Origin of the sequence: Microterricola gilva (assembly GCF_004217495.1) — a bacterium.
Lineage (GTDB): Bacteria > Actinomycetota > Actinomycetes > Actinomycetales > Microbacteriaceae > Microterricola > Microterricola gilva.
Window position 1 is genome coordinate 2763613 of sequence record NZ_SHLC01000001.1, and the last position, 22208, is coordinate 2785820.

Genomic DNA, 22208 nt, shown 5'->3' on the forward strand with positions numbered 1-22208 from the left:
TGCTCACGCGTTCACAACCTTTCGGGGCACCGCGAGCGCGGCATCCAGTTCTGATCGGCTCTCTGCGCCGTCGAGCGATGCGCTGATGAGCTCTCGGGTGTATCGACTCGTTGGCTGGCCGAAGATGGTCGACACCTCGCCGATCTCTTCGATGTTGCCGTTCCTCATCACGACCACCCGGTCACAGATGTCGGCGACGACACCGAAGTTGTGCGTCACGAGCACGAGGGCCATCTTGTACTCCTGCTGCAGTTCCCGCAGCAGCTCGAGCACCTCTGCCTGCACCGTCACGTCGAGGGCGGTGGTCGGTTCGTCGGCGATGAGCACCGAGGGCTTCCCCGCGATCGCGCCGGCGATGAGCACGCGCTGGGCCATGCCTCCTGAGATCTCGTGCGGATAGGAGCGCATGACGCGGGCGGGGTCGCTGATGCCGACCCGCTCAAGCATCGAGACTGCCTTGGCCTTGGCCTCAGCGCGGGAGAGCTTCTGCACGGCGCGCAGCGGCTCCGTCAGCTGGTAGCCGATCGTGTACGAGGGGTCGAGGTTCGACATCGGTTCCTGCGGAATGTAGCCGATCTCGCTGCCGAGCAGTCTGTGACGCTCCGCACGGGACAGGGCAGACACGCTGCGGCCGCCGATCCAGAGCCCGTCGGCGCTGCAGCTGCCGCCGGCCGGCAGCAGGTCGAGAATCGAGAACACCGTCTGTGACTTGCCCGAACCGGACTCGCCGACGATGCCGAGAACCTCGCCGGGAGCGACGTCGAGCGTGATCCCGTGGACCACTTCCACGTCGCCGTCCGGAGTCGCGTACTGCACGCGCAAGTTCTCCACGCGCACCGCCGATTGCTCTGACGCGTGCGCCACGACGCCGGTCGACACGGTCACGGCAGCACTGTCGAGGGCGGATGCCGTGCGCTTGCGTTTCGTGGCGACAGGCGTGCGCACGCTCACGACATCGGCGAGTGTAGATCCCATCACGGCGAGAGCAGCAATGGTGAGACCGAGCGCCAGTGACGGCCAGAGCAGCAACAACGGGTTCGTCAGCATGTTGCGGAATCCGTCGTTCATCATGGCACCCCAGCCGGGGGTCTTGGCATCGCCGATGCCGAGGAACTGCAGCCCGGCCTGAATTCCCATGGCGATCCCCGCCGTCAGCGCCGTCTGAATGATGACGGGTGCGTAGACGACCTTGACAACGTGTCGAGACATGATGCGGCCGTGGCCGAGGCCGGCGACACGGGCTGCATCGATGTACGGCTCACTGCGCACGGCAATGGTGGTCGAGCGTGCCAGCCGGAAGTACCCTGGCGCCATGAATGCGCCGACCGTCGCCATCAAGATCACAAAATCGCTGCGAGTGCCAGCGGCAACGATGAGCAGAATGATCATGCCGGGGATGGACTGTAGGGCATCGCTGACCCAGGTGCTGACACGGTCGAATCGTCCGCCGAAGTATCCGGCCGCGACGCCGCTTGGCACACCGATCACGAGCGCCGTCACGATCGTGATGAGCGCACCGAACAGGGTCGTGCGTGCTCCCCAGAGCAGCCGACTGAAGACGTCTCGCCCGGTGGAGTCGCCGCCCATGAGGTGTTCGGCGCTCGGCGGCGCCTTCGTGATTGCGAGATCCACGAGGTTGGGGTCATGCGGGGCGATCCACGGCGCCATGATCGCAATCGCGACCACCAGCAGGAAAAACGCGAACGAGGTCGCGCCGGCAGGCCGGCGCAGGAAGCGCCCGAGGATACTGCCACGGCGCGCGAGCCGTGGGTCGATGCTGTCTGTCAGAGCGGTTGTCATCGCACACGCGCCTTCGGGTTGATCCAGCCCAGGGTCACGTCGAGTGCGAAGTTCACGATCACGACGAAGACGACCGAGATCACCGTGATGCCGAGCAGCACGGGAATATCGCCGATTTGGGAGGAGGAGTTGGTGAGCTGCCCGATGCCGGGCAGGCTGAAGATGGTCTCCACGACGATCGCGCCGCTCAGGAGACCCACGAACATGAGGGCGAGCACAGTGAGCGCCGCGGGTGATGCGTTGCGCAGGATGTGCAGAATGATGCGGTGCTGCGGGAGGCCCCGGCTGCGTAGCGTGCGTACATAGTCCTGCTTGTTCACGGTGACGATGGCGTTGCGCAGCTGCTCCGCGACGGCCACGATGGCTCCGACTGCGAGAGCAACGGCTGGCAGGGTGATGGAGCGCAGCCATCCCTCCATCGACTGCCCTGGCTGTACGTAGCCGACGGCTGGGAACCACTTGAGCTGCACGGCGAACCACATCACCAGGACGAGGCTCACCCAGAATCCGGGGAGGGCGAACAGCACCACGGTCGACGCTTTCACGATCCGGTCGATCAGGCTTCCCGGCCTGAGGCCCGAGATCAGGCCAACCGCTGTTCCGACGATCGCTGTGATGATCGTCGCGAACGTGACGACGGAGAGCGTGACCGGCAGCTTGAGCGCGATTTGGGCCGTCACAGGCTGGAAGTTGCGCCACGAGTTGCCGAAGTCACCGACGATGGCGTGCGTGAACCAGTCCCAGAACTGAACGAGAAGCGGTCTGTCGAGTCCGAGCTTCACCGCGAGCGCCTCTTGCTGGGCAGGGGTGGCCGTTGTGCCGAGCAGTCCGGCGGTCGGGTCGCTGATCGCGAGGTGTGCAAGGAAGAACGTTCCCGTCGCGACCGCGAGCAGCAGGATGATTCCGGAGGTGAGTCTCTTGATCGTGAATCTGAGCATGTCGATTCCTGTTGGGGGTGGGCGGGTCGCCGGTTCGGCGACCCGCCCATCGGCGGGTTCTAGTCGTGCTGGATGTAGCGCAGCGTCGGGAACATCATGCCCGTGACAGGGGTCACGGTGATGTCGTCAGCGCCGAAGTAGGTGTTCGCGGACTGGTACCAGACGCTCCACCATGCCTTCTCCGTCAGCAGCTTGTTCAGATCCGCTGTCGCCTGGATCTGTTCCTCTCCCGTTGCCGTGTGCACGGTGTCAACCGCCGCGAGCACGTCGGGGAATGCCGCGTATGCCGGGGTGGGGTTGTACCACTGCGTGCTCGTCACCTGACGGGCGACCGTCGCGACCGGGTTCGAGTCCATGGCCAGGAAGCTGATGAACACCGGGTACGTCGGGGCGTTGATCTGGTAGTCGGGCATCTGCATGTCGTCCCACGTGACGGTGATACCGATGGCGGCGAGCGACTGCTCTGCGACGGCCTGCCAGGTCTGGAAGATCGGCGACATCGGCATCGTCAACGCGAAGCCGTCAGCGTATCCGGCCTCGGCCAGCAGCGCCTTGGCCTTGTCGACGTCGTACGGGTAAAGCCCATTGAGCGACTCGTCGTACCCGAGAGAGCCGGAGGGGAAGACCTGGTTGGACACCTCGCCGGCACCCGAGCCGATGGAGTCGAGGATCGCGGCTCCGTCGAATGCATAGTTGAGCGCCTGGCGCACCCGCTCGTCTCCGAGCGGCTCGAACTTGTCTCCGGTCTGATCGGTGAATTGGAGCCCGACCCAGCCGGAGACCTTCGAGGTGACAGTCCAGCCGTTCTGTTCGGCCTGGGGGATGTTCGCCGGCTCGGCGAAGTTCACGTTGATCTGGCCGGAGAGCATGGCGTTGTGTCTGGCCGTTGCGTCCATGATGGGGAAGATCGCCAGATTGGGGAAGGTGTAGGTGGCCGCGTCCCAGTGGTCGGCAACCTTGGCGAAGTGGTACTCGGCACCGGGGACGCTGGTCGCGGCGTCGAGCGTGTACGGACCAGAGCCAACTGGCGTCGTGGCGAGACTGCCGGCGCTGATTGCGGCCGGTGAGACCATGTAGCTCCGACCGAGTCCCATGAAGTAGAGCAGGGTGTCGTCGCGCTGCGTCAGGTCGAACTCGATCGTGTCCTCGTCGACGGCGCTGACGCTGTCCACATTGAGGTAAGCCTCGCCGGAGCGGGCACCGGCCTTGAGGTATTCCAGGCTGGCAACGGCGGCGTCCGCGTTGAACACCTCACCGTCGCTGAACTTCGCGTCGGTGCGCAGGTTCATCGTCACCGTCAAGAAGTCGTCACTGACCTCCCAATCGGTCGCGAGCGCCGGAATGGGGTTGCCATCGGCGTCGAGCGCAACCAGCGGGTCGTAGACCGCGGAAAGGTAGGGGCCGTCGAAGCCGATGTCGGCGAGCGACGGATCCCAGGACGTGATGTCCAGAAAGTTGCCGATGTTGAGGTCGGGGCTGCTTGCGTCCGAGCCGTTCGACTCGGTGTTGCTGTCGGTGCCGCCGCTGCAGGCGGTGAGCACGAGTGCACTGGCGGTGAGTACCGCGGCGATCGTTGCCTTTTTCATCTCTGTCTTCTCTCGGTTACCGGGGCGGGGGTGTAACAGGGGGGAGAGATCGATGCCGTGCACAGCTCGACCTGCGTATCGTGCGCCGTCGCGCACCGGTTCAGAGGAGTGCAAAGCAGGTCACGTGCGAGAGGACCTTTCGACACTCCACTGTGCCGTGCGGGTAATTCTACAGTTGTTGACAAGAAAGACAACTCCATATTTCTCCCCCGGATTCCCACGGAGTACTCACGCCTTCTCCCACGCGGGCGCGTCATCGTATACGATCGCAGGGTAGTCGCCGACAAGGCAGTCACCGACAAAGGAATGGTGCCCAGTGCTGGAACCCTCACGAATCGCGGCCATCGCCGACGAACTTCTCGATGCCCATGAGACGCGGGGCATTGTGCCGCTGCTGACCGCACGGAACCCCGACATGACCGTCGAGGACGCCTACGCCGTTCAGAGCCTGTGGGCCGAGCGGCGGGCGGCATCCGGACACCGCATCGTCGGCCGCAAGATCGGCCTGACCTCCAAGGTGATGCAGGTCGCGACGGGCATCACCGAGCCGGACTACGGCGTGATCTTCGACGACATGGTCTACGAGAACGGCTCAACGATCCCCTTCGATGACTTCTCGAATGTGCGCATCGAGGTCGAGCTTGCCTTCGTCCTGGCGAAGCCGCTGAGCGGGCCGCACTGCACCATCTTTGACGTGCTCGCGGCCACCGACTACGTCGTTCCCGCCCTCGAGATCCTGAACTCGCACATCGAGATGGCCGGCCGTACGATCGTCGACACGATCTCCGACAACGCGGCCATGGGCGCGATGGTGCTCGGCGGCAACCCGGTGAAGCCGGATGCCGTCGACCTGCGCTGGATCTCGGCGCTGCTCTACCGCAACCAGACCATCGAGGAATCGGGCGTTGCGGCCGCCGTGCTGAACCACCCTGCCAGCGGCGTCGCCTGGCTCGCCAACAAACTGGCTCAGCACGGTTCGAGCCTCGCGGCCGGAGACATCGTGCTGGCCGGATCGTTCACCCGCCCGATGTGGGTCGAACGCGGCGACACCGTGCACGCGGACTACGGACAGCTGGGGGCGATCACGTGTCGATTCGAATAGGCGGCCCTGGCGCCGAGCCGACGCTGCGCGAGGTACTCGCCGGCGCCGACCGCGCCCAGATCGGCGTGTGGGTCTGCTCAGGCAGCCCGGTCGTGGCCGAGATCTGCGCCGGAAGCGGAGTCGACTGGCTGCTCATCGATGCCGAGCACGCGCCGAACGGGCTGGAGTCGATCCTCGCCCAGCTGCAGGCCGTCGCCGCATACCCGGCGACCCCGCTTGTGCGGGCCCCGGTCGGCGACACCGTCATCATCAAGCAGCTGCTCGACCTCGGAGCGAAGAACCTGCTGATCCCGATGGTCGACAGCGCGGAGCAGGCGGCAGGTCTCGTGGCCGCGACGCGCTACCCTCCTGCCGGTGTGCGCGGGGTCGGCTCCGCGTTGGCCCGCGCCTCGCGGTGGAACCGCATCGACGGGTATCTCGGCGGTGCGGCAGACCTCGTGTCGCTGTTCGTGCAGATCGAGACGGTGACCGCCGTCGCCAACGTGGCCGCGATCACGGCGGTCGACGGGGTCGACGGCCTCTTCATCGGGCCGTCCGACCTCGCCGCGTCGATGGGGCACCTCGGTCAACAGGATCACCCGGACGTCGTCGCGGCCGTCGAACACTGCATCCGCGTGGTGAAGGAGGCCGGCAAGCCCGTCGGCGTCAACGCCTTCGCGCCGGCCACGGCCGATCGCTACCTGGCAGCCGGCGCCGATTTCGTCTCGGTCGGAGCCGACGTCGCCCTCCTGGCCAGGGCGTCGGAGGGGCTGGCCGCGCGCTACATCGCGCCGAGTGAGGACGAACGCTCCAGCTACTGAACCGATCACGCCACACAACGCAGGAGGAGAGCCTCGCCGGCGCTGCATGCAGCCCGGCTCGGCTCTCCTCCTGCGTTTCTGTCGTCCGCTCGCTGTTCTATACTGATCGCGTCAGACGGCTTGGCCGTTGCGTTCTCAAAAGGGACGCTGAGCGATGGTGTGCACCGCAGCACAGTCCTCGTGAGACATATACGGACGTAGAACCCCGCGATATGACTCAAGGAACACCATGAACTCCGTTTCGACGAACACTGTGACGACCACCGGCGCGACCGCGCCCCACTTCTCGGCCTCCGCCTCGAGCAGCTCGCCGTCCGGCAGCCGCGGCGCGACATCCGCTGCCCTCCCCGCCGCACCGACGGTGTCGGCCAGGGTCGCCGAGGCCCTCGCCGGCCACATCAGCGACGTCTTCGGCCTGATGGGCAACGGCAACGCCTACTTCATCGATGCCCTCAGCGCGACGAGCGCCGCGTTCACCGCCGTGCGACACGAGACCGCGGCCGTCGCCGCCGCCGACGCCTACTATCGCGCCGGTGGACGCATCGCAGCCGGCACCGTCACCTACGGTGCCGGATTCACCAACACGGCCACGGCCCTGGCCGAGGCCGCTCAGGCACGCATCCCGCTCGTTCTCGTCGTCGGCGACGCCCCGACGACGGGCATGCGCCCCTGGGACATCGAGCAGAGCTCCTTCGCCGCGTCGCTCGGCGTGCCGACCATCGTCGTGAACGCCGAGGATGCCACGCGCCAGACCATCCACGCCATCGACCGCGCGCTGGCCCGCCGCTCCCCCGTCGTGCTCGCCATCCCCTACGACCTCGCCGCAGCCCCGAGCGCCGAGCGCACCGGCGACCCCGCACCGCTCGTTCGCCCGCCGCACCCGGTGCGTCCAGACCACGTCGACACGGATGCCGCCGCCGCCGCGATCGCCGCGGCAGAGCGCCCGCTCCTCCTCGCGGGTCAGGGTGCGTGGACCGCGGGTGCAGGCGAGGCGCTCGGCCGCCTGGCCGAGCTCAGCGGCGCCGTGACCGCGAGCACGGCTCTCGGCCGCGGCATCTTCCCGCGGCCCGAGTTCGACCTCGGCGTGACCGGCGGGTTCGGCCAGGAGGCCGCGATGCACCTCGTCGGCACCGCGGACGTCGTGCTCGTCGTCGGCGCGAGCCTCAACCAGTTCACGATGCAGTTCGGCGCGCTCATCCCGGCCGGAACCACCGTGATCCGCATCGATGACGAGGAACGCAGCCACCCGATCGTCACGCACTTCGTGCACGGCGATGCGCGGCTGGCCGTCGAGGCGATCGTCGACCGCATCGAGCGGCTACAGTCACCCCCATCGGGCTGGCGCGAGTCGGTCACCGGACTCCGCGACGGCAGCCTGCGCGCGCGGCCGGTGGGAGAGGCCGAGCTGCCGGACGGGCAGCTCGACCCCCGCCTCCTCGCGACACGACTGGCGGCGCTGCTGCCGGAGGACCGGGTCGTCGTCTCGGACGGCGGCCACTTCATCGGCTGGGCCAACATGTACTGGCCGATCGCATCCCCCAATCGCATGGTGATGGTCGGAACGGCGTTCCAGACGATCGGACTCGGTTTCCCGAGCGCCGTCGGCGCCGCCCGCGCCCTCCCGGACTCGACCGTCGTCGTCACCACCGGAGACGGTGGCGGGCTCATGGCACTCGCGGATCTCGACTCGGTCATCCGCGCCGCGCACCGGGCGATCATCGTCGTCTGGAACGACGCGGCGTACGGCGCCGAGGTGCACGTCTACGGGCGTCTCGGCCTCGGCCAGGGCCCGATGCAGATCGAGCAGGCGGATTTCGCCGCGCTCGGTCGGGCACTCGGGGCGCGCGGCAGCGTCATCCGCACGCTCGCCGATCTGGCCGAGTTCGAGCAGTGGCTGGCGGATGCCGGCACCGGCACCTTCGTGCTCGACTGCCGCGTCTCGCCGAGCATCGTCGCTCCGTTCCAGGACGAGATCTACGCCGTCAACGCCGGCAAGCGCTGAGCGGGAGCCATCACCCGCCGAGCCGGATCGCGACGATTCCGCTGACCGCGACCACGGTCGCGGTCAGCCGCCACGGGCTGAACCGCTCACGGAACACGAGGTAGCCGATCACGCCGGCGGCGAGCACGCCGGTCTCACGCAGCGCCGACACCACAGCGAGCGGCGCGAGCGTCTGCGCCCACACCACGATCGTGTAGGCGACGAGTGAGAGGACGCCGCCGATGGCCCCCATCGGCGCATGCCTGCGCATGCCGCGCAGCATCTCGGCGCGGTCCCGCGAGAGCAGGAAGCAGACGAGTGGGATGGTCACCCCCTGCAGCAGGAAGAGCCACGCCGCATAGCCGAGCGGCTCGCCGGAGAGCCGCACCCCCATGCCGTCGATCACCGAGTACGCGGTGATCGTGATGCCGACGGCGACGGCCATCCAGGTGCCGCCCCCACCCTTTCGACCCCGCGGCGACCACGACAGCGCGAACAACGATGCGGCGACGACGGCGACACCGCCGAGCTGTGCCGGCGTCATCTGCTCGCCGAGCAGTGTTGTCGAGAACAGCGTCACACCAAGCACGGCGATGCCGCGGGTGAGCGGATAGGTGCGGCCGAACTCCGATTTCGCGTACGCCGCCGTCAACAACACGAGGTACAGCGTCTGCACCGCGGCCGACACGAGAATGTACGGCCAGGCCGCCGCCGGAGGGAATGGCAGGAAGACACAGCCGACCGCCCCGACGACCAGGTAGACGAGGCCGATCAGCGCCGACGAAACGAGGCGGGCGGGAATGGCCTTGGCAATGGCGTTCCAGATGCCGTGCAGCAGCGCGGCAGCGAGAACGATGAGCAGGACGGCTCCGCTCACCTCGACGGCCCGAAGCTGGATGTCATGGTCATTCGCGTCAGCCCTCTCTGAATGTTTGCGTTGCCATTACTTTATCCATGCGGTGAACATTGTGCGAACGCGAGGTGAACCCCGCGTAACATCCCGGTGCGGCGCGCGGACTTCGACGCGGGCGCTTGCATCCGCCCGCAGATCGTATATCATTTGGAATAACGCAGACGACGAGGATGTCCATGAACGCAGATCTCAGCAGCCGGCCGGCAGAGGCCACGCCCGACACCCCTCCTGGCACGCCAGGCAAGATCATCGCCGTGCACCTGAACTACCCGTCCAGGGCGGCGCAGCGCGGCCGGGTCCCGGCCAAGCCCTCCTACTTCCTCAAGCCGGCCAGCTCGCTCGCCGTCTCGGGCGGCATCCTCGAGCGCCCCGCCGGCGCCGAACTCCTCGCCTTCGAAGGCGAGATCGCCATCATCATCGGCCGGCGCACCCGTCGCGTCTCCCCCGCAGAGGGCTGGGCGGCCATTTCCGGCGTCACCGCCGCCAACGACTTCGGCATCTACGACCTCCGCACCGCCGACAAGGGCTCGAACCTCCGCTCCAAGGGCGGCGACGGCTTCACCCCCCTCGGCCCGCGCGTCATCCCGGCGGCCGCCGTCGACCCCGCCGGGCTGCGGGTGCGCACCTGGGTCAACGGCGCTCTCGTGCAGGACGACACGACCGCCGAGCTGCTGTTCCCCTTCGGCCAGCTCGTCGCCGACCTCTCCCAGCTGCTCACCCTCGAGCCGGGCGACGTCATCCTCACCGGGACACCGGCCGGCTCCTCCGTCGTACTGCCAGGAGACGTCGTCGAGGTCGAGGTTGATGCCCCGGATGCCGCTGGCGCCCCGAGCACCGGCCGACTCGTCACGACGATCACCGAAGGCCGGGCGGCCTTCGGCGACTTCGGCAGCGGGCCAGCCGTCGACGACCTGCAGCGAATCGAGGCCTGGGGCAGCGAGGAGGAGCACGCGGCCGCCGTCGCGGCCGGCCGGGCCAGCGCGCTGGAGGGCACGGCAGCGGGCAGTGCGCAGCCTGCATCCGCGTTCGAGCTCACCGCCGAACTCAGCGAGCAGATCAACGCCGTCGCCGTCGCCACCCTCTCCGTCGCACTGCGCAAGCGCGGCTACCACGACATCTTCATCGAGGGCGTCTCGTCCAACCACCCGGGCGCACGACTGCTCGGGCGGGCCAAGACGTTGCGCTTCATCCCCTTCCGCCCCGATCTCTTCGCCAGTCACGGCGGCGGGTTCAACGCCCAGAAGCGCGCATTCGACACCGTCGAGGCCGGCGAGGTGCTCGTCATCGAGGCCCGCGGCGAGCGCGGAACCGGAACCGTCGGCGATGTCCTGGCCCTCCGCGCCCAGGTGCGCGGTGCGGCCGGCATCGTCACCGATGGCGGGGTGCGCGATTTCGACGTCGTCGCCGGCTTCGACATCCCCGTCTTCTCGCAGGGCGCACACCCGAGCGTGCTCGGTCGCCGGCACGTGCCGTGGGAGGTCGACGTGACGATCGCCTGCGGCGGCGCAGCGGTGCAGCCGGGCGATGTGATCGTCGGCGACGGCGACGGCGTCATCGTGATCCCGCCGCAGCTCGTGCACGAGGTCGTCGCCGAGGCCCTCGAGCAGGAACGCCAGGACGCCTACGTGGCCGAGCAGGTCGCGAACGGTGCAGCCGTCGACGGGCTGTTCCCCATGAACGCCGCCTGGAAGGCGCGCTACGACGAGTGGGAGGGCCCCCGATGAACGCGGTCGCGACCGAACCGAGTGCAGACCTGACACTGAGCAAGGCGCAGCGCTCCTACCGCTACATCAGCGAGCGCATCAACGATGGCCGCTACGTTCCCGGCTTCCGTCTCGTGCTCGGCCAGATCGCCAAGGAGCTCGACGTCAGCGTCGTACCGGTGCGCGAGGCGATCCGCCTGCTCGAGGCCGAGGGCCTCGTCACCTTCGAACGGAACGTCGGCGCCCAGGTCGCCATGATCAAGGAGACCGAGTACCTGCACACCATGCAGACGCTCAGCATCGTCGAGGGCGCGGCAACCGCCCTCTCCGCCCCGTTCATCACGCCGGAGCACATCGCACGGGCACGCGCCATCAACGAGCGCATGATCGCCTGCCTCGACGACTTCGACCCGCACAGCTTCACCGCGCTCAACCTCGAGTTCCACTCGGTGTTGTTCGAGGAGTGCCCCAACCCGCACATCCTCGAGCTGGTTCACCGCGGCTGGAACCGGATGAACGTGCTCCGCGATTCCAGCTTCAGCTTCGTTCCCGGCCGCGCCCGCGCATCGGTCGAGGAGCACGAGGAGATCCTCAGACTTCTCGAGACGGATGCCGCCCCGCTCGAGATCGAGCTCACCGCCAGGGCCCACCGCACGGCCACCCTCGACGCGATGCTCGCCTACCAGGCAGAACACAAACGCCCAGACCCACGCCAGACCACGGCCTCAGCAACGGAGATTTGAGAAACCATGAGTCACTACATCCCGGAGAACCTGCCCGGTTCGATCCAGCACTTCATCGACGGACAGTTCGTCGACTCGATCGGAGGCGAGACGTTCGACGTGCTCGACCCCGTGTCGAATGAGAGCTATGTGAAGGCCGCCGCCGGCCAGAAGGCCGACATCGACCTGGCCGTCGCCGCCGCCAAGCGTGCATTCGACAGCGGCCCGTGGCCCAGGATGCTGCCGCGCCAGCGCTCGCGCATCCTGCACACGATCGCCGACCTGATCGAGGCCCGCGACCAGCGCCTGGCCGAGCTGGAGACGTTCGACACGGGTCTGCCGATCACGCAGGCGCTCGGTCAGGCGCAGCGCGCCGCCGAGAACTTCCGCTTCTTCGCCGACCTCATCGTGGCTCAGAGCGACGACACCTACAAGGTGCCCGGCCGGCAGGTGAACTACGTCAACCGCAAGCCGATCGGCGTCGCCGGCCTGATCACCCCGTGGAACACGCCGTTCATGCTCGAGTCGTGGAAGCTCGCCCCCGCACTGGCCACCGGCAACACGGTCGTGCTGAAGCCGGCCGAGTTCACCCCGCTCTCCGCCAGCCTCTGGGCAGAGATCTTCCGTGAGGCCGGCGTGCCGGACGGCGTGTTCAACCTCGTCAACGGGCTCGGCGAGGAGGCGGGCGACGCGCTCGTCAAGCACCCGGACGTCCCGCTGATCTCCTTCACCGGCGAGAGCCGCACCGGCCAGATCATCTTCGGCAACGCCGCACCGTTCCTCAAGGGACTCTCGATGGAGCTCGGCGGCAAGTCGCCGGCCGTCGTCTTCGCGGACGCCGACATCGAGGCCGCCCTCGACGCGACCGTGTTCGGCGTGTTCTCGCTGAACGGCGAGCGTTGCACCGCCGGCAGCCGTGTGCTCGTCGAGCGCTCGATCTATGACGACTTCGTCGCCCGCTACGCGGCCCGCGCCACGGCCATCGTCGTCGGCGACCCGCACGACCCGAAGACCGAGGTCGGCGCGCTCGTGCACCCTGAGCACTACGAGAAGGTCATGAGCTACGTCGAGATCGGCAAGACCGAGGCTCGCCTCGTGGCCGGCGGCGGACGCCCGGACGGGCTGCCCACCGGCAACTACGTCGCGCCGACCGTCTTCGCCGACGTCTCACCGGACGCCCGCATCTTCCAGGAGGAGATCTTCGGCCCCGTCGTCGCCATCACCCCATTCGACAGCGACGAGGAGGCCCTCGAGCTCGCCAACAACACCCGCTACGGCCTGGCCGCGTACATCTGGACGAACAACCTGAAGCGCGCCCACAACTTCTCCCAGCAGGTCGAGGCGGGCATGGTGTGGCTGAACTCGAACAACGTCCGCGACCTCCGCACCCCGTTCGGCGGTGTCAAGGCATCCGGCCTCGGTCACGAGGGCGGCTACCGCTCGATCGACTTCTACACCGACCAGCAGGCCGTGCACATCACGCTCAACGAGGCGCACTCGCCGCGCTTCGGCACCGGCGGGCAGTAGCCGGCGCCGGCATCCGTCCACCCAGAACTTCGACTCGCAGTTTTTCAGCTCAAGGAAGAGAAAGCACCACCATGACCGAACCCGTCATCACCGATTCCAGCCCCATCCCCGCACCGGCGAACCGGGTGCCGACGCCCACCGCCCCGGCCCCCGACATCCTGCGCTGCGCCTACATGGAGATCGTCGTCACCGATCTCGCCGCCTCGCGTGAGTTCTACGTCGACGTGCTCGGCCTCGTCGTCACCGAGGAGGACGAGACCACGATCTACCTGCGCAGCTTCGAGGAGTTCATCCACCACAACCTCGTGCTGCGCCAGGGCCCCGTCGCGGCCGTCGCCGCCTTCAGCTACCGGGTGCGCACGCCGGAAGACCTCGACAAGGCCGTCGCCTTCTACACCGAGCTCGGATGCCGCGTCGAGCGCAACGCCGCCGGCTACACCAAGGGCATCGGCGACTCCGTGCGCGTCGAAGACCCGCTCGGCTTTCCATACGAGTTCTTCCACGACGTCGACCACGTCGAGCGTCTCGCCTGGGCGTACCACCTGCAGACGCCCGGCTGCCTCGTGCGCCTCGACCACTTCAACCAGGTCACGCCCGACGTCCCCCGCGCGGTCGCATACATGGAGGACCTCGGCTTCCGCGTCACGGAGGACATCCAGGACGAGGCGGGAACCACCTACGCCGCGTGGATGCGGCGCAAGCCCACCGTGCACGACACGGCCATGACCGGCGGTGACGGCCCGCGCATGCACCACGTCGCATTCGCCACGCACGAGAAGCACAACATCATCGCGATCTGCGACAAGCTGGGCGCGCTGCGCAAGTCCGACACGATCGAGCGCGGCCCCGGCCGCCACGGCGTCTCGAACGCGTTCTACCTGTACCTGCGCGACCCGGACGGCCACCGCGTCGAGATCTACACGCAGGACTACTACACGGGCGACCCTGACAACCCCGTCGTCACCTGGGACGTGCACGACAACCAGCGCCGCGACTGGTGGGGCAACCCGGTCGTGCCCAGCTGGTACACCGACGCATCGCTCGTGCTCGACCTCGACGGGCAGCCGCAGCCGCTCGTGGCACGCACCGACGACTCCGAGATGGAGGTGACCGTCGGCGCCGACGGCTTCTCATACACGCGCAAGGAAGACGGCGACTTCAAGCTCGGCCACACGCTGTAGCCGCCACCGCCCGCACGGTCCGACGATTCGAACCGTGCGGGCCCGCGAAAAGCGCAGGGGCCCGGGATATTTCCCGGGCCCCTGCGCTTTTCCCGGGCCGCGCGGAGTGCGCTTCGCCGGGCCGCGACTCAGTCCCGGGAATCCGGAGCCGACGGAACGATCTCGGCACCGGCATGGCCGAGCTCGGCCAGCGCAGCCGTGCTGCTCTCCGCGGCGACACCGGCCACGAGATCGCTCAGCACGCGCACGTGCTGGCCATGCTCGAGCGCGTCAAGCGCGCTCGCCCGCACGCAGTAGTCGGTGGCGATGCCGACAACGTCCACGTGCGTCACACCGCGCTCGGTGAGCAGCGCATGCACGCTCTCGCCCTCCTCCGACACACCCTCGAAGATCGAGTACGCCGGCTTGCCCTGCCCCTTGCGGATGTGGAAGGTAACCGCGGCGGTCTCGAAGTCCGGGTGGTAGTCGGCGCCGGGGGTTCCGGCAACGCAGTGCGCCGGCCACGTGTCGACGAAGTCGGGCTCGGCATCCGTTGCGAAGTGCCCACCGTTGTCGTTGCCCTCGTCGTGCCAGTCGCGGGAGGCGAAGATCGTCCCGTAGTCTGCGGCGTGCCCAGCGAGGAAGCGGGTGATGCCGGCCGCCACAGCGGCCCCGCCGTCGACCCCGAGGGCACCGCCCTCTGTGAAGTCGTTCTGCACATCGATGATGAAGAGAGCCCTGCTCACGATCGCCTCCAACTGCTCTTGCCGTCACTCCATTATTGACGACTGTGCCACGGCGGGGCTCAGGGCTTCAGGCGCTGGTGCTCCGTCCGCCACCGTGCTACGCCGGGCGCGCTACTGGTTGGAGAGACTGTCGCCGCAGCTGTAGAAGCCGGCGGTGAGCGCGTCGATCGCGGTCTTGGCGCTGTCGTCGACGTCGTCGAGGGCGTAGATCGCGAAGGTGAGCGGTGTGCCGTCTGCGGCGTGGATGACGCCGGAGAGCGTGTATCCGGTGTCGATCCAGCCGGTCTTGGCGAAGACGGCGCCGTCGGCCACCGCACTGTCGCCGGTGAAGCGGTCGCTGTAGGAGAGCGATCCAGACTGCCCTGCGACGGGGAGACCGTCGAAGAGCGCCCCGAGGTTGCCCTCGCGCGCATTGATCTTCGTGAAGAGCTGGGTGAGGTAGTTCGGCGGAACCGCGTTGTCATCGCTCAGGCCAGAACCGTCGACGATGACGATGCCGGTGGTATCGATGCCGTATGCGGCGAGGCCCTGCAGCACGCCGGCCTGGATCGACTCGAAGCCGTTGCCCGCGCCGGATTCCACCGCAACGAGCCGGGCGAGCATCTCGGCGATCGCGTTGTCGGAGACGATGAGCGTCTGCTGGACGAGGGTGGAGACGGGCTGCGACTGCACTGCGCCCAGCTGGGCGGCGCCAGCGGGGGCCGTTCCGCGTTCGATGCTGACGCCGCCGAGCTCGGCGGCGAAGGCCTCACCGGCGCGGCCGATCGGGTCCTCACTCCTGGTCGAGGTGTTGTTGTACGGGTTGTCGCGGTCGCCGTCGACCTGCAACGCCGTGATGGGGGGCATGTAGCCGTCCCAGAGTTCCTTGCTGTCCCAGCTCGGCTGCCACTCGGCGCCGCCGAACATGGAGGAGTCGAGGATGAGCTTCGTCAGCGGCGGGTTCGCCGGGTCCGCGGCCCAGGCAGCCTCCACCTGAGCGGCGAGATCGTCGAGGTGGGCGGCGCCCGCGTACGCCGACTCGTCGCCGCTCGGGGTGCGACTGAGGGTGATGTCGCCCCCGCCGACGAGCACGACGGAGCCCGGCTCCGCGCCCTTCACGACGGTCGTCGTCGCACGGTAGTCGGGGCCGAGGACCTCGAGGGCGGCCGCCGAGGTGAGCACCTTGAGCACGCTGGCCGCGCGGGAGGCCGTGTTGCCGCCCCGGTCGTAGAGGACGGCGCCCGTTGTGGCGTTGCGCACCTGGGCCTGGAAGCTGCCGAGGCGGGGATCGCTCGCGAGATCGGCAACGGAGCAGCTGCGCACGATGCTCGCAGCCGGCACCGCACCCGGCGCGGGGCGCGCCGTCTGCGTCGGCGTCGGGGTGGGCGTCGGAGTCGGTGTGGCGCTGGGCGCGGATGCCGCGACCGGTGCGCCGACGGCGCTGCCCGCTGCGACGGCGATGCCGCCGAAGAGCACCAGGGCGAGCGTTCCGCCCGCGATCATCGTGGCGCGCGGGTGTGCACGCAGTCGCGCGAGCAGACCGGAACCGTTCGCAGCGGCATCCGCGGGGGACGCGGGCGCAGAGGGACCGGGCGGGGTCGGGTTCAGCTCGTCGGAATCAGGCACCCCGGTATTTTACGGGGCGAGTCTGTGCGCTCCGTGGACGACCACCGCCCGGCGCTGCTGCGCAGGACGGCCGCGGTCATTCGCCCGGGTACTTGAGGCCGATCTGGGCCCGGATGTCGTCGAGCGTCTGCATGATCTGCACGGTCTCGTCGAGCGGCATCCGCACGTCGACCCGCTCGCCGGCGGCGATCAGACCCTCGATCGCCTGCGCCTGGTAGTGCATGCCGCGCCCGTTGACCTCGGAGACGTAGTGCTCGACGACGGCTCCGAGGGAGTCAAGCACGCGGAAGCTCGTCGGTGAGTACCAGACGCCGTCGATCTCGATGCTGCCATCGGTGCCGAGGATCGTGGCCCGGTTCGGGCCCTTCGTGTCGCTGGCCGAGAGCGTGGAGGCGATGGCTCCGCTCTCATAGCTGAAGAGCGTTGCGACCTGCGCGTCGGCGCCCGTCGCCTTGAATCGGGCCGCGGCCTGGATGCTCGCGGGCGCGCCGAACAGCGACGAAGCGAAGGAGATGGGGTAGATGCCGAGGTCGAGCAAGGCGCCGCCGCCGAGCTCGAGCGAGTTGAGGCGGTGCTGCGGGTCTTCGGAGAGCTTCTGCGTGTGGTCGGCGATGAGGCTGCGCACGGTTCCGATCGTTCCGGCGGCAAGGATCTCGCGGATGCGCTGCATGTGCGGCAGGAAGCGGGTCCACATGGCCTCGAGGATGACGAGACCGGTGCTCTCGGCGAGCGCGGCCAGTTCGCGGGCCTCGTCCGCGTTCAGTGTGAACGGCTTCTCGACGAGCACGTGCTTGCCCGCGTTCAGGGCGAGGGTCGCGTGCTCGGCGTGGAACGGGTGCGGGGAGGCGACGTAGATCACATCGACCTCCGGGTCTGCGACCAGATCGTCGTAGCTGGCGTGCACGTTCGGGATTCCGAACTCGGCGGCGAACTGGGCCGCGGCATCCGCTCGCCTCGAGCCGACAGCCTGCACGGTGTGCCCGTTCAGCACGAGATCGGAGGTGAACAGGTGGGCGATGCCGCCGGTCGCAAGAATTCCCCAGCGCAGTGAAGTCGTCGTCGTAGTCACCGGCTCAGCATAGTGCTGCCGGTGGCCGCGTTGTCGACCCATCGACAGCTCGCGTTAGCGATCTCCGGGCGCCGGATCGGCCTCGGCCCTGGCCTCGCGATCCCGCATCGCCCATTCGACGCCGGAGAGCACCGTCCAGCCGACCACGGTGACCAGGCCGATCACCGAGATCACGGTGCCGAAGACCATGAGCCCTCCCCCGGCGAGTGGGCCGCTCCCCAACGCGACGAGAAGCACGCCGAGAAGCACGCCAACTGAGCCCATCGTGCCCAGAATCGTCCGGTATGGATTCGCTTTCATGGTGTGAGCGTAGCGCTGCTGTACAAAAACGCTCCAAACGTCAGCTAAGCTTTATTGCTGTGCCATCCAAGCGAGAAATCGCATGTGTGCCACGCCGCCTTAGCTCAGTCGGCAGAGCGTCTCACTCGTAATGAGAAGGTCGTGGGTTCGATTCCCACAGGCGGCCCCAGCGACAAGGGCCAGGATCCACACGGATCCTGGCCCTTTTCTTTACTTCGGCGATGGACGGGTTGACGGCCGTCGGCACAGCCGGACGTTATCGTCAGAGCATGGCCGACTTCACCATCTCCGTCCCGTCCGACGTGCTCGAGGATCTGCGTTCCCGGCTGCGCAACACCCGATACACGGCGCCGAGCGCCAGCGACTGGGAGGCCGGGACCGACACCGACTACCTGCGGTCCTTGCTCGACTACTGGGCGAACGACTTTGACTGGTCGGCGGCCGAGGCCCGGCTCAACGCCTATCCGCAGTTCGTCGAGCGTGGACTGCATTTCGTGCACGTGCGGCGCGACCCGACCCGGCCACCGGTACTGCTGGCGCACGGGTGGCCGAGCAGCTTCATCGAGATGCTGCCGCTGCTGGAGCTGCTGGATGTGGACGTCGTCATCCCCTCGCTGCCCGGCTTCCTCTTCTCCGAGCTGCCGCAGGGCCCCCTCACCCGCGCGAGCATCGCCGAGGAGTTCCACCTGCTGATGACGGAGACCCTCGGTTACGAGCGGTACTTCGCCTTCGGCGGTGACATCGGCGGAGTGGCCAGCAGCTGGCTCGCCACCGTGCACCCCGAGCACGTCGCCGGGCTGCACATGATCCATGGGCCGTTTCCGGCGAGTTTCGATGCGGAGCCGATCACGCCGGAGGAGCAGGCGTTCCTCGATGCTGACGCGCTCTACGACGAGCGGGACTCCGGGTACAGCGGGATCATGGGCACACGGCCAGACACGATCGCGGCCGCACTCGCAGACTCGCCGGCCGGGCTCGCCGCCTGGATCATCGACAAGTATCGGGATTGGAGCGACTGCGGTGGCGACCTGGAGTCGCGATTCGACAAGGACACGCTGTGCACAATCCTGACCCTTTATTGGGCGACGGAATGCATCGGCACCTCCTTCCGCCAGTATCTGGACTACCCGCACAACGCGCCGCGCGCGACGATCACCGTGCCCGTCGCGGTCACGGTCAGCCATGAACCGGGAATGGCCGGCTTCGTGCGCTCCATCGCGGAACGGGCAGCCAGCGACATCCGTCACTACTCGAGCCCGGGCCGTGGAGGCCACTTCCTCGCCTTCGAGGAACCGGGCCTGATCGCCGACGAGCTCGGCGCGTTCATGCGCTCCGTCGTCGCTGGCGACAGGACGCCGCCGGGTCCCAGCGAACGCTGAGCGCAATCCCAGCGCACCGGCGTACCGTGTGTGCGTGGTTGAACGGGGTCGGGCGGATCCGAGCGGCGTGTTCGCCGTCGGCCGCCGTGCCAGAGGCGTGTTGCGCCGTGTGCCCGTCTGGGTCTGGCGCCTGCTCATGCGCGCCGTCAGCCCGGGCGAGCTGCGCCGTTTCAACGCCGAGCCCATCACCGGCGTCCGCTACTGGCACGACATCGACTTCGTCGGCGACGGCATCCGCTCGCACCGCCTCGACGTGATGGCCCCGGACGCCGCGGCCGATCACACACCCGAACACGGCGGCGCCCTGCCGGTCTACGTGTACTTCCACGGTGGCGGCTGGACCTCCGGCGACAAGGCCTCCCTCACCAAGTACTGCGCCCGCCAGGCTGCTGGCGGCGTGGTCGTCGTCAACGTCAACTACCGGATGGCGCCCCACTTCCACCTCGGCCACGTGCTCGAGGACGCCAACGCCGCACTGCGCTGGGTGAGCGCGGAGATCGACGGCTACGGCGGTGACGCACAGCGCATCGTGCTCGGCGGCGATTCGGCCGGCGGACAAATCTCGGCGCTGATGACCGCGGCGAGCTTCCAGCCGGAGCTGGCCGAGCACCACGGACTGGTTCCTGCTGTGCCTGCCGCACAGCTGAAGGGCCTTGTCCAGCACTGCAGCATCGTGGACTTCTCCGTGTTCTTCGACAAGGGCTTCGTGATGAGCCTGAACTTCATCCGCATGCTCCTCCCGCAGAGCACGGCGCCGAGCGGCTCGACGCCCGCGCAGCGACGCCACCGGCTGCGCGAGGCCGCGCACTTCATGTCACCGATCGAATGGCTCGACTCGCGCTGCCCGCCCGTGTTCATCACGACATCCGAACGCGACTTCTTCTACGCGTCCAACATGAACCTGATCGCCCGGCTGCGGGAACACGGCGTGCACGTCGACACGCTCGTCTACGGCTGGGGCAGCGCGAACACCGAGCACACCTGGCAGCAGAACTTCCGCTACCCGGAGTCGCAGGAGGTCTACCGGCGCCTGCAGGCCTTCATCACGGCGGTGACGGTGAAGGTCTAGCATTCTTGGTAACTCTCCCGATGCGAACCGGAGGTGACCGTGGGCAGTCCAGCCGAGTGGGCCGACGACGAGCACCCCCGCGGCGGGTCGGCGCATGTCGCCGGGGAGCAGCAGGCTGATGCCGCGGCCCTGGCAGACGCCGCGCTGCAGGATTTCGATTGGTCGGTGCTGCCGCCGGACGTCCGCGCGACGACATTCGCCGCGCCGAGCGGACCGCTGGCCATGATCAGCTGCGGCGACGAGGCGGCGCCGCCCGTGCTGCTGGTGCCGGGGGCGACGGGGTCCAAGGAGGATTTCGTGCTCATGATGCCGCTCCTGGCCGCCGCCGGCTATTTCACGATCAGCTTCGACCTGGCCGGGCAGTATCAGTCGGCCGCCGCCGGGCCGGAGACGTTGACGCCGCCCCAGGCGCACTACGACCACGAGCTCTTCGTCAACGACCTCCTGGCTGTGCTCCGCCAGCTCGGTCGCCCCACCCACGTCATCGGGTACTCCTTTGCCGGCGTGGTCGCCGGGTTGGCGTTCGCCCGGAACCCGGATCGCTTCGCCAGCCTGACCCTGCTCAGCTGCCCACCATTGTCCGGCCAGAGTTTCCGCGGCATCAGCAGGATCGGTCCGGCGACCGGGCTCGCCAACGCCCGGGTGGGGGCGGCACTGATGATGTGGGGCATCCGGCGCAACCTCGTCCCCGTCTCGCCCGGCCGTCTGCGCTTCGTCCGGGAGCGTTTCGCGCTCACCCGACGCGACTCGGTGCGCGACATCATCGATCTGATGCGGCGCAACCCCGACATCAGCGTTCCGCTGGTGCGCGCCGGCCTGCCCAAGCTCGTCGCGGTCGGCGAACACGATCTCTGGCCGACGGCGCTGCACGCCGAGTTCGCCCGCTCGCTCGGGGCCGAGTTCGCCGTGTACCCGGCCGGTCACAGCCCGTGCGAGACCGCACCGCACCAGTTGTGCCGCGACCTGGTCGCGCTCTACGCCACGGCCGAGCCGTAGCGGCTCCCCGGTCAGCCGTGATCGCGGTGGCTGCGCGCCCACTCGCGCCGTGCCCGCCGCCGCCGGAGCGGTCTCTCCGCACGGAACTCGTGTCGGAACGTCAGCCAGGCCTTGCCCAGGCGATGCCCGAGCGCACCCCAACTGCGGAACGGGCGGGCAGAGACCGGCATCCGCAGCGTCGGATCGAAACGCACCTCCATGTCTGGGCGCACCAGATAGGAGACGTCGAGGTCGTCGTGGATGCCCGGCACGTCACGCACGACCGCCGGCCCGATCCGCGCCCAGACATCGGCCGTCATCGCGTAGTTGGAGCCGAACACCGGCGGGTGTCCGAGCAGGAATCCGACCACGTGGAAGTAGCCGCCGAGGTACAGCGTCCGCCCCAACCAGTGCACAACCTTGGGCCCGCCGTAGAAGTCGCCTGGGCCGGTGAGCAGGGTCAGCGTCGGTGCGTCGCCGAGCGCAGACTCGACCAGGGCCAGCCAGTCTCCCGCCGGGCGAGAGTCCGCATCGATCCGGGCCAGGATGCCGGCATCCGCCGCGTCGAAGCCGTGCGCAGACGCCCCGGCGACGCCCACCTCCGGCCAGTAGATCCGGCGAACACCGGCCGCGGCGCAGACGGCAGCCGTGTCGTCGGTGCTGGCGTTGTCGACGACGATGATCTGGTCGGCCTGGCGGGTCTGGGCGGCCAGGTGGGCCAGGCAGACGGCCAGCATCGGAGCGTCGTTGCGCGACGGGATGATGACGGCGATCGTGACCGCTGGGCGACCGTTCGCATTCTGGGCGCTCACGCGTGCTCCATCGCCACACCA

At 68.3% G+C, this 22208-nt stretch carries 19 protein-coding genes and 1 tRNA gene; 11 read left to right on the forward strand and 9 right to left on the reverse strand.

Annotation, left to right across the window (positions count from 1 at the left end; all coding sequences use genetic code 11):
- Positions 1-3 precede the first annotated feature (3 nt).
- The 3 genes from EV379_RS12870 to EV379_RS12880 are packed head-to-tail and all read right to left on the reverse strand — an operon-like array spanning position 4 to position 4324.
- The gene (locus tag EV379_RS12870) at positions 4-1800 is read right to left on the reverse strand and encodes a dipeptide/oligopeptide/nickel ABC transporter permease/ATP-binding protein (protein WP_130506489.1); all 1797 of its coding nucleotides are present in this window, start codon (positions 1798-1800) and stop codon (positions 4-6) included.
- Positions 1797-2738, reverse strand: a complete 942-nt coding sequence (locus tag EV379_RS12875) for an ABC transporter permease (RefSeq protein ID WP_130506490.1) — start codon at positions 2736-2738, stop codon at positions 1797-1799. The genes EV379_RS12870 and EV379_RS12875 overlap by 4 nt, the downstream gene beginning before the upstream one ends.
- Positions 2739-2797: 59 nt before the next feature.
- The gene (locus tag EV379_RS12880; RefSeq protein WP_130506491.1) at positions 2798-4324 is read right to left on the reverse strand and encodes an ABC transporter substrate-binding protein; all 1527 of its coding nucleotides are present in this window, start codon (positions 4322-4324) and stop codon (positions 2798-2800) included.
- Positions 4325-4640: 316 nt separating this feature from the next.
- Here EV379_RS12880 and hpaH point away from each other — a divergent pair, with 316 nt between their 5' ends.
- The 3 genes from hpaH to EV379_RS12895 all read left to right on the forward strand — a co-directional run bounded on the left by hpaH (position 4641) and on the right by EV379_RS12895 (position 8228).
- Positions 4641-5426 (forward strand): 2-oxo-hept-4-ene-1,7-dioate hydratase, encoded by a 786-nt coding sequence (hpaH, locus tag EV379_RS12885; RefSeq protein ID WP_130506492.1) that lies wholly within the window; start codon positions 4641-4643, stop codon positions 5424-5426.
- Positions 5411-6226: an aldolase/citrate lyase family protein gene (locus EV379_RS12890; RefSeq protein ID WP_278044036.1), complete on the forward strand. Its 816-nt coding sequence runs from the start codon at positions 5411-5413 to the stop codon at positions 6224-6226. Before hpaH ends, EV379_RS12890 begins: the two co-directional genes overlap by 16 nt.
- A gap of 229 nt (positions 6227-6455) precedes the next feature.
- Positions 6456-8228: a thiamine pyrophosphate-binding protein gene (locus tag EV379_RS12895; protein ID WP_130506493.1), complete on the forward strand. Its 1773-nt coding sequence runs from the start codon at positions 6456-6458 to the stop codon at positions 8226-8228.
- A gap of 10 nt (positions 8229-8238) precedes the next feature.
- On the opposite strand, the gene EV379_RS12900 is transcribed toward EV379_RS12895, so the two are convergent.
- The gene (locus EV379_RS12900; protein ID WP_242616364.1) at positions 8239-9084 is read right to left on the reverse strand and encodes a DMT family transporter; all 846 of its coding nucleotides are present in this window, start codon (positions 9082-9084) and stop codon (positions 8239-8241) included.
- A 212-nt stretch (positions 9085-9296) separates the two neighbouring features.
- Between EV379_RS12900 and EV379_RS12905 the strand changes: the two genes are divergently transcribed.
- The 4 genes from EV379_RS12905 to hpaD all read left to right on the forward strand — a co-directional run bounded on the left by EV379_RS12905 (position 9297) and on the right by hpaD (position 14253).
- The gene (locus EV379_RS12905) at positions 9297-10844 is read left to right on the forward strand and encodes a fumarylacetoacetate hydrolase family protein (RefSeq protein ID WP_242616365.1); all 1548 of its coding nucleotides are present in this window, start codon (positions 9297-9299) and stop codon (positions 10842-10844) included.
- Positions 10841-11566 (forward strand): GntR family transcriptional regulator, encoded by a 726-nt coding sequence (locus tag EV379_RS12910; protein WP_130506495.1) that lies wholly within the window; start codon positions 10841-10843, stop codon positions 11564-11566. Before EV379_RS12905 ends, EV379_RS12910 begins: the two co-directional genes overlap by 4 nt.
- Before the next feature lie 6 nt (positions 11567-11572).
- Positions 11573-13072, forward strand: a complete 1500-nt coding sequence (gene hpaE / locus EV379_RS12915) for a 5-carboxymethyl-2-hydroxymuconate semialdehyde dehydrogenase (protein WP_130506496.1) — start codon at positions 11573-11575, stop codon at positions 13070-13072.
- A 71-nt stretch (positions 13073-13143) separates the two neighbouring features.
- Positions 13144-14253, forward strand: coding sequence for a 3,4-dihydroxyphenylacetate 2,3-dioxygenase (gene hpaD, locus EV379_RS12920; protein WP_130506497.1), 1110 nt, complete (start codon positions 13144-13146; stop codon positions 14251-14253).
- Positions 14254-14381: 128 nt separating this feature from the next.
- Here the strand turns inward: hpaD and EV379_RS12925 are convergent, their stop codons facing one another.
- The 4 genes from EV379_RS12925 to EV379_RS12940 all read right to left on the reverse strand — a co-directional run bounded on the left by EV379_RS12925 (position 14382) and on the right by EV379_RS12940 (position 17952).
- Positions 14382-14978, reverse strand: coding sequence for an isochorismatase family protein (locus EV379_RS12925; protein ID WP_130506498.1), 597 nt, complete (start codon positions 14976-14978; stop codon positions 14382-14384).
- A 111-nt stretch (positions 14979-15089) separates the two neighbouring features.
- A complete protein-coding gene (dacB, locus tag EV379_RS12930) occupies positions 15090-16583 on the reverse strand; it encodes a D-alanyl-D-alanine carboxypeptidase/D-alanyl-D-alanine endopeptidase (RefSeq protein ID WP_242616366.1) in 1494 nt (497 codons plus the stop codon).
- A 76-nt stretch (positions 16584-16659) separates the two neighbouring features.
- A complete protein-coding gene (locus EV379_RS12935) occupies positions 16660-17694 on the reverse strand; it encodes a Gfo/Idh/MocA family protein (protein ID WP_130506499.1) in 1035 nt (344 codons plus the stop codon).
- A gap of 12 nt (positions 17695-17706) precedes the next feature.
- Positions 17707-17952, reverse strand: coding sequence for a hypothetical protein (locus tag EV379_RS12940; protein WP_130506500.1), 246 nt, complete (start codon positions 17950-17952; stop codon positions 17707-17709).
- Positions 17953-18045: 93 nt separating this feature from the next.
- On the opposite strand from EV379_RS12940, the gene EV379_RS12945 reads away from it, so the two are divergent.
- From EV379_RS12945 to EV379_RS12960, 4 genes are all read left to right on the forward strand, one after another.
- A tRNA-Thr gene (locus tag EV379_RS12945) sits at positions 18046-18121 on the forward strand.
- A 100-nt stretch (positions 18122-18221) separates the two neighbouring features.
- Positions 18222-19331 carry an epoxide hydrolase family protein gene (locus EV379_RS12950; protein ID WP_130506501.1) on the forward strand — a complete coding sequence of 370 codons (1110 nt, stop codon included), beginning with the start codon at positions 18222-18224 and terminating at the stop codon, positions 19329-19331.
- A gap of 34 nt (positions 19332-19365) precedes the next feature.
- Positions 19366-20400, forward strand: a complete 1035-nt coding sequence (locus EV379_RS12955; protein ID WP_242616368.1) for an alpha/beta hydrolase — start codon at positions 19366-19368, stop codon at positions 20398-20400.
- Between the two features lie 39 nt (positions 20401-20439).
- On the forward strand, positions 20440-21396 hold the full coding sequence (locus tag EV379_RS12960) for an alpha/beta fold hydrolase (protein ID WP_130506502.1): 957 nt from the start codon (positions 20440-20442) through the stop codon (positions 21394-21396).
- An 11-nt stretch (positions 21397-21407) separates the two neighbouring features.
- On the opposite strand, the gene EV379_RS12965 is transcribed toward EV379_RS12960, so the two are convergent.
- On the reverse strand, positions 21408-22187 hold the full coding sequence (locus EV379_RS12965) for a glycosyltransferase family A protein (protein ID WP_242616369.1): 780 nt from the start codon (positions 22185-22187) through the stop codon (positions 21408-21410).
- Positions 22188-22208 lie beyond the last annotated feature (21 nt).